Source organism: Streptomyces sp. E-08 (assembly GCF_049913095.1).
Classification (GTDB): domain Bacteria; phylum Actinomycetota; class Actinomycetes; order Streptomycetales; family Streptomycetaceae; genus Streptomyces.
In genome coordinates this window covers 1,828,477-1,843,643 of sequence record NZ_CP183971.1, presented here as the reverse complement: position 1 = coordinate 1,843,643, position 15,167 = coordinate 1,828,477, and the positions used below count along the sequence as shown (strand labels likewise).

14 protein-coding genes are annotated in these 15,167 nt (G+C 71.6%); 13 read left to right on the top strand and 1 reads right to left on the bottom strand.

The features are described 5' to 3' along the window. Positions 1-5: 5 nt before the first annotated feature. Positions 6-758, top strand: coding sequence for a proteasome subunit alpha (prcA, locus tag ACN9MM_RS08420; protein ID WP_365223025.1), 753 nt, complete (start codon positions 6-8; stop codon positions 756-758). 62 nt (positions 759-820) lie between these two features. Here prcA and ACN9MM_RS08415 read toward each other — a convergent pair whose 3' ends face one another. Further along, positions 821-1,840, bottom strand: a complete 1,020-nt coding sequence (locus ACN9MM_RS08415) for a LacI family DNA-binding transcriptional regulator (RefSeq protein ID WP_426363034.1) — start codon at positions 1,838-1,840, stop codon at positions 821-823. Between the two features lie 123 nt (positions 1,841-1,963). Here ACN9MM_RS08415 and ACN9MM_RS08410 point away from each other — a divergent pair, with 123 nt between their 5' ends. The 12 genes from ACN9MM_RS08410 (at position 1,964) to ACN9MM_RS08355 (ending at position 15,150) form a co-directional block, all read left to right on the top strand. Next, positions 1,964-3,235, top strand: coding sequence for an MFS transporter (locus tag ACN9MM_RS08410; RefSeq protein WP_383695009.1), 1,272 nt, complete (start codon positions 1,964-1,966; stop codon positions 3,233-3,235). A gap of 69 nt (positions 3,236-3,304) precedes the next feature. Then, on the top strand, positions 3,305-4,666 hold the full coding sequence (pafA, locus tag ACN9MM_RS08405; RefSeq protein ID WP_033204999.1) for a Pup--protein ligase: 1,362 nt from the start codon (positions 3,305-3,307) through the stop codon (positions 4,664-4,666). Positions 4,667-4,783: 117 nt separating this feature from the next. Continuing rightward, on the top strand, positions 4,784-5,725 hold the full coding sequence (locus tag ACN9MM_RS08400; RefSeq protein WP_426363033.1) for an FKBP-type peptidyl-prolyl cis-trans isomerase: 942 nt from the start codon (positions 4,784-4,786) through the stop codon (positions 5,723-5,725). A gap of 58 nt (positions 5,726-5,783) precedes the next feature. After that, positions 5,784-6,164 (top strand): FKBP-type peptidyl-prolyl cis-trans isomerase, encoded by a 381-nt coding sequence (locus ACN9MM_RS08395; protein ID WP_426363032.1) that lies wholly within the window; start codon positions 5,784-5,786, stop codon positions 6,162-6,164. A 123-nt stretch (positions 6,165-6,287) separates the two neighbouring features. Beyond that, a complete protein-coding gene (locus ACN9MM_RS08390) occupies positions 6,288-7,244 on the top strand; it encodes a helix-turn-helix transcriptional regulator (protein ID WP_426363031.1) in 957 nt (318 codons plus the stop codon). Between the two features lie 16 nt (positions 7,245-7,260). Beyond that, positions 7,261-8,214, top strand: coding sequence for a helix-turn-helix transcriptional regulator (locus ACN9MM_RS08385; RefSeq protein WP_365223013.1), 954 nt, complete (start codon positions 7,261-7,263; stop codon positions 8,212-8,214). 52 nt (positions 8,215-8,266) lie between these two features. Next, positions 8,267-8,530: a hypothetical protein gene (locus ACN9MM_RS08380; protein ID WP_189804517.1), complete on the top strand. Its 264-nt coding sequence runs from the start codon at positions 8,267-8,269 to the stop codon at positions 8,528-8,530. A 58-nt stretch (positions 8,531-8,588) separates the two neighbouring features. Beyond that, a complete protein-coding gene (locus ACN9MM_RS08375; protein ID WP_426363030.1) occupies positions 8,589-8,786 on the top strand; it encodes a hypothetical protein in 198 nt (65 codons plus the stop codon). A gap of 184 nt (positions 8,787-8,970) precedes the next feature. After that, positions 8,971-9,258, top strand: a complete 288-nt coding sequence (tatA, locus tag ACN9MM_RS08370; RefSeq protein WP_426363029.1) for a Sec-independent protein translocase subunit TatA — start codon at positions 8,971-8,973, stop codon at positions 9,256-9,258. Between the two features lie 105 nt (positions 9,259-9,363). Continuing rightward, positions 9,364-10,266, top strand: a complete 903-nt coding sequence (gene tatC, locus ACN9MM_RS08365; protein WP_426368698.1) for a twin-arginine translocase subunit TatC — start codon at positions 9,364-9,366, stop codon at positions 10,264-10,266. Positions 10,267-10,520: 254 nt separating this feature from the next. Beyond that, entirely contained in the window at positions 10,521-13,349 is a 2,829-nt protein-coding gene (locus ACN9MM_RS08360; RefSeq protein WP_426363028.1) for a DEAD/DEAH box helicase, read from the top strand. Positions 13,350-13,518: 169 nt separating this feature from the next. Next, positions 13,519-15,150, top strand: coding sequence for a cytochrome P450 (locus ACN9MM_RS08355; RefSeq protein ID WP_426363027.1), 1,632 nt, complete (start codon positions 13,519-13,521; stop codon positions 15,148-15,150). Positions 15,151-15,167: the final 17 nt, after the last annotated feature.

Here is a 15,167-nt window from a genome sequence, read left to right as displayed (position 1 = left end):
AGCCGGTGTCCACGCCGTTCTATGTCTCACCCCAGCAGGCCATGGCCGACCGGGCCGAGTACGCCCGCAAGGGCATCGCCCGCGGCCGCAGCCTGGTCGTCCTCCAGTACACCGACGGCATCGTCTTCGTCGGTGAGAACCCGTCCCGTGCCCTGCACAAGTTCAGCGAGATCTACGACCGGATCGGCTTCGCGGCCGCCGGAAAGTACAACGAGTACGAGAACCTCCGCATCGGCGGTGTGCGCTACGCCGACCTGCGGGGTTACACCTACGACCGGGACGACGTCACCGCGCGGGGCCTGGCCAACGTCTACGCCCAGACCCTGGGCACGATCTTCTCCAGCGCGGGGGAGAAGCCGTACGAGGTGGAGCTGGTCGTCGCCGAGGTCGGCTCCGAGCCGGAGGGCGACCAGATCTACCGGCTGCCGCACGACGGCTCGATCGTGGACGAGCACGGCTCGGTCGCGGTCGGCGGGAACGCGGAGCAGATCAGCTCCTTCCTGGACCAGCGGCACCGGGACGGCATGTCGCTGGCCGAGGCCCTGAAGCTGGCCGTGCAGGCGCTGTCGCGGGACACCAACGGCACCGAGCGGGAGATCCCCGCGGAGCGCCTGGAGGTGGCGGTCCTGGACCGTACGCGTCCGCAGCAGCGCAAGTTCAAGCGGATCGTCGGCCGCCAGCTGTCGCGTCTCCTGGAGGCGGACAACGCGGCGGCGACGAAGACGGACGAGCCCTCGGACGAGGCTCCGGAGGAGTAGTCGCGGCTGTGCCCGGAGGGGCCCCGGTCCAGGCGGACCGGGGCCCTTCGGCGTACCGGCGCTCAGACGGCCGGTGCCGGGCCCGAGGAGCCGCGAGGGACGAGGGAGACGGGCAGGGCGACCGGTTCGGGCCGTTCGCCCGCGAGGACGGCCAGGAGGGCCTCCATGCCCCGTCGGCCGAACTCCTCGGCGGGGAGCCGGACCGTGGTCAGTTCGGGCTCCACGACGGTGGCCAGGGCCATGTCGTCGAAGCCGGTGACCGAGAGGTCCTCGGGGACCCGCAGGCCGAGCCGGCGCGCGGCCTTGCAGACGCCGACGGCGAGGATGTCGTCGTCGCAGATCACGGCGGTGGGCCGGGGGCCGGGGGCCGCGAGGGCCGTTCCTGCGGCCTCCCAGGCGTCCGCGACGTTCAGCGGGGACCGCACGGTGCGCACGTCGGCGTCGCCCAGGGCGCGGGCGAGCACCTCGGCCCGTACGTCGAAGGTCCAGGACGGGGCCGCGGACGCCAGGTGCAGGAAGCGGCGGTGGCCGAGGGCGAGGAGGTGCTCGGTGACGCGGCGCATGCCGTCGGCGACGTCGAGGTTGACGTGGGCGGCGGCGCCCGAGCCGCCCGGGTCGCTGTCGAGCATGACGAGCGGGAGGTCGCCGCCGCGGAAGGCCTGGAGGGCGTCGGTCGCCATCGAGGAGGCGATGACGCCGTCGAGTGCGGCCTGGGCCGAGGCGAAGGGGTCGCGGGCGGGGCCGAGGCCGTCGGGGGAGGGGTAGAGGACGACGCCGAATCCGTGTGCGGCGGCCGCGGCGGCGGCGCCCGTGTAGACGTGGGCGAAGAACTCGTTGGTGAGGGCCGGGACGACGAGCAGGGCGGTGCGGGTGCGTCCGAGGCGGAGGTTGCGGGCGGCGAGGTTGGGCCGGTAGCCGAGTTCGGACGCGGCCTCGCGCACGGTCCCGGCGGTGCGCTCGGAGACGCGGCCGCGCCACTTGTCGCCGAGGACCAGGGAGACGGTGGCCTGGGAGACCCCCGCGGCCCGGGCCACGTCGCGGCTGGTGGGGCGGGTGCCGCCGATCGGTTCCGGGGTCTGCACACATGCCTCCGCGTCGGACGGTTCCGGGTCGCGGGCTGGACCCGCGCGCTGCCGACATGGTACGTATGACGTCGGACGTTATACGTAAAACCTCGGTGCTTCCGGGGCGGAGGGGAGACCGACATGGCCACCGAGGCCACGGCGCACGGCGGCTATCTCGACATACTCAGGGCGCCGCACGCCGCCAGGCTGCTCGCCGGCACCCTGGTCGGGCGCCTGCCCAACGGCACCGGCCCCATCGCGATGACCCTCTTCGTCCGGGACCAGGGCGGCAGCTACACCCTGGCCGGCGGCCTCATCGCGGCCTACGGCGTCTCCAACGCCGTCGGGCAGCCGCTCCTCGGCCGTGCCGTCGACCTCAAGGGCCAGCCCCGCGTCCAGCTGCCCGCCGCCGTCCTCTCCGCGCTCGGCATGGCCCTGTTCGCCCTCACCGGCATCGGACACCTCGGCCTCGCCTACGCCGCCGTCGTGGTCGCCGGGCTCTTCACCCCGCCGCTGGAGGGCGGCCTGCGGGCCCTGTGGCCGAGCGTCCTGGGCCGCGAGGACCGGGTCCACCGGGCGTACGCGCTGGACGCCGTCGCCCAGGAGGTCATGTTCACCGTGGGCCCGCTCCTGGTGACGCTCCTGGTCGCCCTGCGCTCGCCCGCCGCCGCCCTCGTCGTCATCAACGTCCTCGGGATCCTGGGCGCCCTCGCCGTCGTCCTCTCCGAACCGTCCCGCACCTGGCGCTCCGCCACCCGCGAGGCCCACTGGCTGGGGGCCCTGCGCTCGCCCGGGCTCCTCGCCCTCCTCGGGTCGTTCTTCTTCGTGGGCCTCGCGCTCGGCTCCATCACGGTGGCCGCCGTCGCGTACGCCGACGACCGGGGCACCCCGTCCGTGTACGGCTGGCTGATGGCCGCCCTCGGCCTGGGCGCGCTGGTGGGCGGCGTCGTCTACGGCGCCCGGCAGTGGTCCGGGGCGCCCGAGCGGCGGCTGCGGGTCCTCGTGGCCCTCCTCGCGGTGTGCTACCTGCCGCTCATGCTCACCCCCGGCCCCGTCGCCATGACCGGTCTCTCGGTGCTGTCCGGGGTCTTCCTCGCCCCGGTCCTCGCCTGCGCGTTCATCGTGGTCGACCGGCACGCCCCGCGCGGCACCGTCACGGAGGCCTTCTCCTGGCTCGTCACCACCTTCGGGGTCGGCGCGGCCCTGGGCTCCGCCGTCGCCGGCCCCGCGATCGAACTGGCCGGTACGGTCGCCGGGTTCGCGGTGGCCGGGGCGGGCGGCCTCGTCGCGCTCCTGGTCCTGCTCGCCACCGGGCGTGTCCTCGCCGCCCCCGTCGCGGCCGGGGGCGCCGTGCGACACGCCGTCGGAGAGACGGTCCCCACCGCCGTACACAGCGAAAAGAACACGCACTGATCGGAAAATGATCGAAACGGGAACGTCCAACCCGGTTTCAGCGCACGCCGTCAGGCGTAATGTTCAGACATGGACCGCCGCATTTTCGGGCTGGAGAACGAGTACGGCGTCACGTGCACGTTCAGGGGACAGCGCCGACTGTCTCCTGACGAAGTGGCGCGCTACCTCTTCCGCCGTGTCGTGTCATGGGGCCGCAGCAGCAATGTCTTCCTGCGGAACGGCGCCCGCCTGTACCTCGACGTGGGTTCGCATCCGGAATACGCCACACCGGAATGCGACAACGTGACCGAACTGGTCACCCACGACAAGGCCGGCGAGCGTATTCTCGAGGGCCTGCTCGTCGACGCCGAACGCCGCCTGCACGAGGAGGGAATCGCGGGCGACGTCTACCTCTTCAAGAACAACACCGACTCGGCCGGAAACTCCTACGGCTGCCACGAGAACTATCTCGTCGCCCGTCACGGAGAGTTCTCCCGGCTCGCGGACATCCTCATTCCCTTCCTCGTGACGCGGCAGCTCATCTGCGGCGCGGGAAAGGTCCTCCAGACCCCGCGCGGCGCGGTCTTCTGCGTCTCCCAGCGTGCCGAGCACATCTGGGAGGGCGTCAGCTCGGCCACCACCCGCTCGCGGCCCATCATCAACACCAGGGACGAGCCGCACGCGGACGCCGAGCGCTACCGCAGGCTGCACGTCATCGTGGGCGACTCGAACATGTCCGAGACGACCATGCTGCTCAAGGTCGGCGCCACCGACCTCGTGCTGCGCATGATCGAGGCGGGCACGGTCATGCGCGACCTGACGCTGGAGAACCCCATCCGGGCGATCCGCGAGGTCAGCCACGACATCACCGGCCAGCGCAAGGTCCGCCTCGCCAGCGGCCGGGAGGCCTCCGCCCTGGAGGTCCAGCGCGAGTACTACGAGAAGGCCGTGGACTTCGTCGACCGGCGCGGCATCCGCTCCGGCACGGTCGCCCAGGTCCTGGAGCTCTGGGGCCGCACGCTCGACGCGATCGAGAGCGAGCGGCTCGACCGGATCGAGACCGAGATCGACTGGGTCATGAAGCACCGGCTCATCGAGCGCTACCGGGCCAAGCACAACATGACCATGTCGAACCCGAGGGTCGCGCAGATAGACCTCGCCTACCACGACATCCACCGTCGTCGCGGGCTGTACTACCTGCTCCAGAAGAACGGACAGGCGGCCCGCATCTGCAACGACCTGAAGATCTTCGAGGGCAAGTCGGTGCCCCCGCAGACCACTCGGGCACGGCTGCGCGGCGACTTCATCCGCCGCGCGCAGGAGCAGCGGCGGGACTTCACCGTCGACTGGGTCCACCTCAAGCTCAATGACCAGGCGCAGCGCACGGTGTTGTGCAAGGACCCGTTCCGTTCCGTCGACGACCGGGTGGAAAAGCTGATCGCCGGAATGTAGGCAGGTCGTATCGGTCGGCAGGGCCCCGCACGTTCGGCGTGCGGGGCCCTCGACGTGACAGGAGGAGCGCCTAGAGTGTCGGCACAACTACTGTGCCGTCTGAGATCTGAGGAACACGTGCGCCGACTTGCCGGCCTTCTCGTCGTCCCACTGCTGCTGCTCTCCACAGCGGCGTGCGGCAGCGACGACAAGGGCTCCGATTCCGCCTCGATGACGAACGGGCTGCCCACCATCACCGCGGGGCAGAAGTTCGGGGAGAAGCCGACCCTCGCCAAGGGCGAGGGCGACCCGCCCAAGGAGCTCAAGGTCAACGTCATCAGTGAGGGCACGGGCCCGGTGACGAAGAAGGGCGACGCGCTCCAGGTGAACTACCTGGGCCAGGCCTGGGACTCCACCACCCCCTTCGACAACAGCTTCGACCGCGGTCAGCCCTTCGACGTGACGCTGGGCGCCGGTCAGGTCATCAAGGGCTGGGACCAGGGCCTGGAGGGCCAGAAGGTCGGCAGCCGCATCGAGATCGGCATCCCGCCGGAGCTCGGTTACGGCGAGGCCGGCTCGCCGCCGAGCATCAAGCCGAACGCGACCCTGGTCTTCGTCGTCGACATCCTGAAGGCCGTGACGATCCCGAAGTCCGCCACGGGCACCCCGGTCGCCCAGGACGACAAGGACCTGCCGATCGTCGGGACGAACACCGACGGCAAGGCGCCCTCGCTGACGGTCCCGAAGACGGACCCGCCGACCAAGCTCGTGTCGAACTACGTGCTGGAGTCCAAGGGCGAGGCGGTCAAGGCGACCGACACGGTCGTCGTGAACTACGTCGCCGCCCTGTGGAAGGACGGCAAGGTGTTCGACTCGACGTACACCCAGGGCAAGCCCGCGAACTTCCCGCTCCCGCAGCTGACGCTGAAGGGCCTCAAGGACGGCCTCGTCGGCAAGAAGGTCGGCAGCCGCGTCCTGATCGTCGCCCCGCCGTCGGAGGCGTTCGGCGACAAGGAGCAGCAGGGCATTCCGAAGAACTCCACGCTGGTCTTCGCCGTGGACATCCTGACGAAGATGTAAGACTGTCCCGTTCGCGCGTCCCACCGTCGCGCGGTTCATCCGTATGAGGAGCAGTTCAGTGAGCATCGAGAAGCCCGAGATCGACTTCCCGGGTGGCGAGCCGCCGAAGGACCTGGAGATCAAGGACCTCTGGGAAGGCGACGGCGAGGTCGCCAAGGCCGGTCAGTTCGTGCAGGTCCACTACGTGGGTGTGGCCTTCTCCACCGGCGAGGAGTTCGACGCCTCCTGGAACCGCGGCAGCGCGCTCGAGTTCAAGCTCGGTGCCGGCCAGGTCATCGCCGGCTGGGACCAGGGTGTCCAGGGCATGAAGGTCGGCGGCCGCCGCCAGCTGATCATCCCCGCGCACCTCGCCTACGGCGACCGTGGCGCCGGCAGCGGCGCGATCGCCCCGGGCGAGACGCTGATCTTCGTCTGCGACCTCGTGGCCGTGAAGGGCTGACGTCCAGGTCGTTCCGAGGGCCCCCGCCGTCCACGGCGGGGGCCCTCGGCTTTTGTCCCGACACCCCGGGGCGGTACGGTCGGACGTCCGAGAAGTGAACCGGCGGAAGGGTGCAGGGCGTCGATGGCGATTGCCAAGTCCGAGCGGCTGATGAATCTCGCGCTGTGCCTGCTCGGGACGCGCCGCCCGCTGAGCAAGCGGGAGCTCCGCGGCTCCATCGAGGCGTACCTCGAAGCGAGCGGGGACGACGCCTTCAACCGCATGTTCGAGCGGGACAAGGACGATCTCCGCGAGCTCGGTCTCGTCATCGAGACCGTCGAGAACCTGGAGGGCGAGACCGGATACCTGGCCCGCCGCGACTCCAACCGGCTGCCGCCGATCACCCTCGACGCCGAGGAGGCCGCCGCGCTCGGCCTCGCCGCCAAGGTGTGGCAGCAGGCCCGGCTCGCCGGCGCCGCGAGCGGTGCCCTGCAGAAGCTCCGCGCCGCCGGCATGCCCGAGGCGGAGGACTCGTACGACACCCAGCCGAGCGCCCTCGAACCGCGCATCCCGGTCCACGAGACCGCCTTCGAGCCGCTCATGCTGGCCTGCCGCGACCGCCGCCCCGTCGTCTTCGACTACCGCAAGGCCAACGCCGCCCGCCCCGAGACCCGCCAGGTCGAGCCCTGGACCCTCGAGTGCTGGCGCGGCCACTGGTACCTGGCCGGCTGGGACCGGGACCGTGGTGCCGAGCGCGTCTTCCGGCTCTCCCGCATCACCGGCAAGGTCCGCTCGCGGGCCGGCGCCTTCACCGCGCCCGTGCCCGACGTCTCGACCGTCCGCGAGACCGTCGAGAGCTGGGCCGGCGAGACCGCCACCCGCTCCGCGCGGATCCGGCTGCGCGCCGGCTGCGGCTACCCGCTGCGGGCTCGCGCCCGGGCCGTGACCGAGGGCGGCGACGGCTGGGACGAGCTGGAGATCCCGTACGGGCACGGGCTCGACGCCTGGCTCGTCGAGTTCGGCCCCGACGTCGTCGTACTGGAACCGACCGATCTGCGGGCCGATGTGGTGGAGCGGCTGCGCGCCGTGGCCAAGGGCTGAGGGGGAGACGTACCGCATGGCTGCCAACGCGATCGACCAGACGAGGCGGATGCTCTCCCTCGTCACCTATCTCCGTGAGCGCCCGGGCGCTCACGTCGCCGATGTGGCGCGTGCCTTCGGGATCACCGAGGACGAGCTGATCTCCGACCTGGACGTGCTGCCCATGTGCGGCACCAGCTTCCGGGGCGGCGACCTGCTCGACATCGACACCGACGGCGACCGGATCTGGTGGCACAACCCGGACGACGTGGCCGAGCCGCTGCGGCTCGCCGCCGACGAGGCGACCGCGCTGCTCGTCGCGGCCAGGGCGGTCGCGACCCTGCCGGGGCTCCGCGAGAGCGACCGGGACGCCCTGCTGCGGGCCACCGCCAAGCTGGAGGCGGCGGCCGGCGAGGCCGCCGGGGCCAGCGCCAGGCTCTCGGTGACCTTCGAGTCCGAGGGCGGGGTCTTCGCCGAGGTCGACCGGGCCATCTCGGAGCGCAGGCGCCTGTGGGTGCGGTACTACTCGCCCGCGCGCGACGAGCTCACCGAGCGCGAGGTCGACCCGATCCGGCTCTTCGCCGTCGGTCACACCTATATGGAGGCGTGGTGCCGGCTCTCCGAGGCGCGCCGCACCTTCCGGCTCGACCGGGTCGCGGAGATCCGGATCCTCGACGAGCACGCGGCGCCCCCGGAGCTGGAGCTGCGGGACCTCTCCGAGGGCCTGGTCCAGCCGTCGGCCGACGACCCGGAGGTCGTGGTCGAGGTGGGGCCCGGGGGCCGCTGGGTCGCCGAGTACTACCCGCACGACCGGGCCGAGGAGCTGCCGGACGGCGGGCTGCGGATCACGCTGCGGACGCCGGACCCGGCCTCGCTGCGCAGGCTGGCGCTGCGGCTCGGCAGTGACGGGCGGATCGTCGCGCCGGCGGAGCTGGCCGACAGCGCGCGGACGGCGGCGGCCGCCGCGCTCGCCGCGTACGAGGGCGTGTGACGTTCCCCGCTCCGGGGACGCTGTTACTGACGTGATGCCAGAAGTCGAGAAGATGAGGGAGATGTCCGCGATGCACGGTTTTGCGGCGTCCATGGCCCCGGTCCTCTTCAAGGCCGCCTGCCCCGACTGCCGCTCGCGCTTCGAGCTCTCCGCGAGCGCCCTGCGCCTGGCCATCGGGGCGAGCCGCCGCACCACCTTCTACTCCTTCACCTGCCCCGAGTGCGGCAGCTCCGTCCGCAAGCCCGCGGGGGAGCGCATCGTGGAACTCCTGACCGGTGGCGGCGTGCGGACCCTGCGCCTCCACACCACCGTCTGAACGCCCCGTGCGCCACCGTGTGAACGACCCGTACCGGCCCAGCGTCTAGGCTCAGTACATGTTCTGGCCCATGCTCGCCATCGCCCTCGGCTTCCTCGGCCTCGCCGTCCTCGGCGTCCTCGCCGTCCGGGTCTTCCTGGAGGTCCAGCGCCTCGGCCGCCAGGTGGCCCGCACCACAGAGCGGATCCAGCAGGCCGCCGAAGAGCTCGAAACCGCCGCCGTCGGCCTGGCCCGGACCGGTGAGTCGCTCCGCTGAAGCCGTGCCGTACGCTGCACGAAGGGCCCCGTTCGGGGCCCGCGGGACGCAATCGGGAGTATGCACGGGCATTGCCCCGCGTTTACTCCTGCGGGTTACGATCGCAGGCAGCGCGGTGGCCGGACGCATGTCCGACCCGCCGGGCACGCACTCCATGTCGCCTCGGTGAAGAAGGTAAACAGCTATGGGTAGGCTCGGCCCCACCGAGATCATTCTCATTCTCGTCGTCGTCATCCTCCTGTTCGGCGCCAAGAAGCTTCCCGACATGGCCCGCTCGCTGGGCAAGTCGGCCCGCATCCTCAAGAGCGAGGCCAAGGCGATGAAGGCGGACGACCAGCAGGCCGCCCCTGCCCCCGCCGACCCGCCGCACGCCGGCACGCAGGAGCCCGCCCCGCGCACCATCCAGGCCGCTCCCGGCGACGTGACCAGCGCGCGTCCCGTGACCGAGCCCTCGGACACCACCAAGCGCTGACCCGGTCCGCCGCGGCCGCCGCACCGTGCGGCGGCCTGCCGCACGAGATGAGGACGTGGGTTGCCCAAGTCTGCCCGCAAGCAGGAGAAGGATCCCGAGGGCCGGATGCCCCTCGTGGAGCACCTGCGTGAACTCCGCAACCGACTGGCGAAGGGTCTCCTCGCCATCACGGTGGTGACGATCGCGGCCCTCGTGTACAGCGAGGAGCTGCTGCAGTTCCTGTCGAAGTCGGTGCCCAAATGCCCCGAGAACGTCACCAGTGACGGCGGCAACTGTGCGGTCGTCACCTTCAACACGCTGATGGCCCCCTTCAGCACGACGATCCAGGTGTCCCTGACGGCGGGTCTCGTGATCGCCAGCCCGGTCTGGCTCTACCAGCTGTGGGCCTTCATCGCGCCCGGACTGCACAGGAACGAGAAGAAGTACACGTACGCCTTCGTCGGCGCGGCCGTGCCGCTCTTCGCCGCGGGCGCCTACCTCGCGTACCTCATCCTCCCCGTCAGCGTGAAGGTCCTCATCAGCCTCACGCCCAGCGGCTCCGCGAACCTCCTGGCGCTGAACGACGTCCTCGACTTCACCCTGCGCATGGTGCTCGTGTTCGGCCTCGCCTTCGAGCTGCCGCTCGTCCTGGTGATGCTCAACGTCACCGGTGTCCTCAGCGGCCGCCGCATGGCCGGCTGGTGGCGCGGCGTGATCATGGGCGTCTTCGTCTTCGGCGCCGTGATCACCCCGACCACCGACCCCGTCGGCATGCTGGCCCTCGCCGGGCCCATCACGATCCTGTACTTCGGCGCCGTCGGGTTCTCCCTGCTCAACGACCGCCGTCGCCGGCGTGCGAACCCCGACGCCGAGCTCGACGACGACGAGGCCTCCTCGCTCGACCTCACCCCCGAGACCGTCGGGTCCGTCGAGCCGGTGGGCGCCGCCCGGGCCCTGCCCGAGCAGGCCACCGGTGAGCACGGCGGGGCGGGCGCGCAGCGGCTCAACGGGTACGACGACATCACCTGATCCCGGCAGTCTCGATCGTCAGGCTCTCGGATGGCTGGAAGGCCCCCCGGACTCGGTCCGGGGGGCCTTCTTCGTGGGGTTCCGGAGCCGGTCCGGGGGTCTTCCTCATGGGGCTCCGGACCCGGTCCGGGGTCTTCCTCATGGGGCTCCGTCCCCGGGGTCTTCCTCCCGCACCCCACCGGAACCGAGCCCTCCGCATCCCCTCGATAAAGATCGCGTCACTGTCAGAGGTGGCGGGTAGGCTCGACAACAAGATGACAGAGGACCTCACACCAGCCCAGGCGTACGCGGCAGCCCTCGCGCGCAACGCCGAGCAGGCCACCGCACTGGCGCCCTTCCGCGAGATGTACGAGTTCGGTCTGGACCCGTTCCAGATCGAGGCCTGCCAGGCACTCGAAGCGGGCAAGGGCGTGCTCGTCGCCGCGCCCACGGGCTCCGGCAAGACCATCGTCGGCGAGTTCGCCGTCCACCTCGCCCTCACGCAGGGCCGCAAGTGCTTCTACACGACCCCCATCAAGGCGCTGTCGAACCAGAAGTACGCCGACCTCGTCAAGCGGTACGGCGCCGACAAGGTCGGCCTGCTCACCGGTGACAACAGCGTGAACGGCGACGCCCCGATCGTCGTCATGACGACCGAAGTCCTCCGCAACATGCTGTACGCGGGCTCCCAGGCCCTCTCCGGCCTGGGATACGTCGTGATGGACGAGGTCCACTACCTCTCCGACCGCTTCCGTGGCGCCGTCTGGGAGGAAGTGATCATCCACCTCCCCGAGTCCGTCACCCTGGTCTCACTCTCCGCGACCGTGTCCAACGCCGAGGAGTTCGGCGACTGGCTCGACACCGTCCGCGGCGACACCGAGGTCATCGTCTCGGAGAGCCGCCCCGTACCCCTCTGGCAGCACGTCCTCGCCGGACGCCGGATGTACGACCTCTTCGAGGAGGAGACCGACCACGGCGGCCGCGGCGCGTCCCGGCGCGAGGTCAACCCCGACCTCCTCCGCCTCGCCCGCACCGAGAACACGCGCACGTACAACCCGCGCGACCGGCGGCGCGGCAAGATGGTCCGCGAGGCCGACCGCGAGCGCGAGCGCCGCCAGCGCTCCCGGATCTGGACCCCCGGCCGCCCCGAGGTCATCGAGCGCCTCGACGCCGAAGGGCTCCTGCCCGCCATCACCTTCATCTTCAGCCGCGCCGGCTGCGAGGCCGCCGTCCAGCAGTGCCTCTACGCCGGACTCCGGCTCAACGACGACGAGGCACGCCTGCGCGTCCGCGAGATCGTCGAGGAGCGCACCGCCGCCATCCCCTCCGAGGACCTCCACGTCCTCGGCTACTACGAGTGGCTCGAAGCCCTGGAGCGGGGCATCGCCGCCCACCACGCCGGCATGCTCCCGACCTTCAAGGAGGTCGTCGAGGAGCTCTTCGTCCGCGGCCTGGTCAAGGCGGTCTTCGCCACCGAGACCCTCGCCCTCGGCATCAACATGCCCGCGCGCACCGTCATCCTCGAGAAGCTCGTCAAGTGGAACGGCGAGCAGCACGCGGACATCACCCCCGGCGAGTACACCCAGCTCACCGGTCGCGCCGGGCGCCGCGGCATCGACGTCGAGGGCCACGCCGTCGTGCTCTGGCAGCGCGGACTCGACCCCGGCCACCTCGCCGGACTCGCCGGCACGCGCACGTACCCGTTGCGCTCCAGCTTCCGGCCCTCGTACAACATGGCGGTCAACCTCGTCGACCAGTTCGGCCGGCACCGCTCCCGCGAGCTCCTGGAGACCTCCTTCGCCCAGTTCCAGGCCGACCGCTCCGTCGTGGGCATCTCGCGCCAGGTCCAGAAGAACGAGGAAGGACTCGAGGGGTACCGCGAGGGCATGACCTGCCACCTCGGAGACTTCGAGGAGTACGCGCGGCTGCGCCGCGACCTCAAGGACCGCGAGACCGAACTGGCACGCCAGGGCGCCGCCCAGCGCCGCGCCCAGGCCGCCAGCTCCCTGGAGAAGCTCAAGCCCGGCGACGTCATCCACGTCCCCACCGGCAAGTTCGCGGGCCTCGCCCTCGTCCTCGACCCCGGCATCCCGGCCGGCCGCACCAACGGCCACCGCGGCTTCGAGCACCACGACGGGCCGCGCCCCCTCGTCCTCACCGCCGAACGGCAGGTCAAGAGGCTCGCCTCCATCGACTTCCCGGTCCCGGTCGAGGCGCTGGAGCGCATGAGGATCCCCAAGTCCTTCAACCCGCGCTCCCCGCAGTCCCGCCGCGACCTCGCCTCCGCCCTGCGGAGCAAGGCCGGGCACATCAACCCCGAGCGTCACCATCGGCAGCGCTCCGCCGCCGCCGACGACCGCGAGATCGCCCGGCTGCGCACCGAGCTCCGCGCGCACCCCTGCCACGGCTGCGACGAGCGGGAGGACCACGCCCGCTGGGCCGAGCGCTACCACCGCCTCCAGCGCGACACGCAGCAGCTGGAGCGGCGCATCGAGGGCCGCACCAACACCATCGCCCGCACCTTCGACCGGATCGTCGCGCTCCTCACCGAGCTCGACTACCTGCGCGGCAACGAGGTCACCGAGAACGGCAAGCGGCTCGCCCGCCTCTACGGCGAGCTCGACCTGCTGGCGAGCGAATGCCTCCGCGACCGCGTCTGGGAGGGCCTCACCCCGGCCGAACTCGCGGCCTGCGTATCGGCGTTGGTGTTCGAGGCGCGTCAGGCGGACGACGCCGTCGCGCCCAAGCTGCCCACGGGCAACGCCAAGGCGGCGCTCGGCGAGATGGTCCGGATCTGGGGCCGGCTCGACGCCCTCGAAGAGGATTTCAAGATCAACCAGGCGGAGGGCGTCGGCCAGCGCGAGCCCGACCTCGGCTTCGCCTGGGCCGCCTACCAGTGGGCCTCCGACAAGAGCCTGGACGAGGTGCTCCGGGAGGCGGAGATGCCCGCGGGCGACTTCGTCCGCTGGTGCAAGCAGGTGATCGACGTCCTCGGGCAGATCGCCGCGGCGGCGCCCAAGGAGAACAGCACGGTCGCCAAGAACGCCCGCAAGGCGGTGGACTCGCTGCTGCGCGGTGTCGTCGCCTACAGCTCCGTGGGCTGACGGGTCGGCAGTTCATGAAGGGGCCCGTGGCGTGCGCGCCGCGGGCCCCTTCGGCACGCCCCCGACAGGGGTTGTCCACAGGTCGTCGTCCACAGGGGTGGCGCGGGGGCCCGGGCTTCCGCTTGCATGGACTCGCAAGCAGGGGAAGCCAGTTGGGGAGGGGACGCGCATGACCACGCAGGCCGGTCCGGACGCCGGGACGCAGGACGAGGGGCAGCCGGCGGAGGCGTCGGGCGGAGGGCCGGTGGTGGAGGCGCCGGGTGGGGAGCCGGTGGCGGAGGCGTCGGGCGGAGGGTCGGTGGCCGAGACGGCGGACAGAGGGCCGGTGGCCGAGACGGCGGACGGGGAGCCGGCGGTGGAGGTGTCGGGCGGAGGGGCGGTGGCCGAGGCGGCGGTGGAAGTGCCGGACGGGGAGCCGGCTGTGGAAGTGCCGGACGGGGAGCCGGTGGTCCGGGAGGCCGCTCCGGTGTTCGCCGAAGGGCCGCGCGGAGTGCCCCTCCTCGGGAACCTCCCGGCCTTCGGCAAGGACCCCCTCGCCTTCTTCGAACAGCTGCGGGAGCGCGGGGACTTCGTCCGCTGGCGCTTCGGTCGCGGTCCCGCCCTCTTCATCGCCCACCCCGAGAACATCGGCGAGCTCCTCACCGAGATCGAGCGCAGCTTCGACCAGCCCGACCTCGGCATCGCCTTCCGGACCCTCCTCGGCAACGGTGTCATCGTCTCCAAGGGAGCCGACTGGCGGCGCAAGCGCTCGCTCGTCCAGCCCTCCGTCCGCCCCAAGCAGGTCCGGTCCTACGCGTCGACGATGGCCGAGTGCGCCGTCGACCTCGCCGACCGCTGGAGCGACGGGCAGCGGATCGACATCAAGAAGGAGATGGCCGCCCTCACCCAGCTCATCGCCGTCCGCACCATCTTCGGGGTGGACACCGCCGCGGACGCCGAAGCCATCGGGCGGGCGATGGACGTCGCGCAGCGGGAGATCGGCGCCGAGTTCAGCGGCATCGGGGCGGTGTTGCCGGACTGGGTCCCCACCCCGGGGCGAGCCCGCATCAAGCGCGCGACGGCCGTCATCGACGCGGAGGTCTCGCGCGTCGTCTCCCGCCACCGAGACGGCGACACGGAACGTCCCGACCTCCTCAGCCGGCTGCTCGCCGCCCGGGACGAGACGGGTGCGCCGCTCTCGGACCAGGAGATCCGGGACGAGACGGTCACGCTCTACATCGGCGGCCACGAGACCACCAGCTCCACGCTCGTCTGGGCCTGGTACCTGCTCTCCCGCAACCCCCGGGTCCGCAACGCCCTCGCCGAGGAGCTCGACCGGGTCCTCGCCGGCCACGAGCCCGGGTACGACGACTACGCCTCGCTCACGTACACCCAGGCGGTCATCAAGGAGACCCTGCGTCTCTACCCGACGATCTGGCTCCTCACCGGCATAGCCAAGGAGGGTGCCACCCTCGGGGGCACCCCCGTTCCCGCCGGGACGCGTGTCTGGTCCAGCCAGTGGTCCACCCACCGCGACCCCCGCTGGTACGGGGACGCGGAGGCCTTCCGGCCGGAGCGCTGGCTCCCCGGGGAGAACGGTGAACCGGCCGAGCGGATACCGGAGTACGCATGGTTCCCCTTCGGCGGCGGCCCACGCGTCTGCCTGGGCACCCGCTTCGCCCTCGTGGAGGCCGTCCTGGTACTCGCCGTCCTCGCCCGCCGCTACCACCTGGACCTCACGACGGAGGACATCCTGCCGGTCCCCAGCCTCACCCTCCAGCCGGACCGAGACGTCCTGGCCGTGGTCCACGCCCGGAAGTGACATCCGGCCGCGCGCTG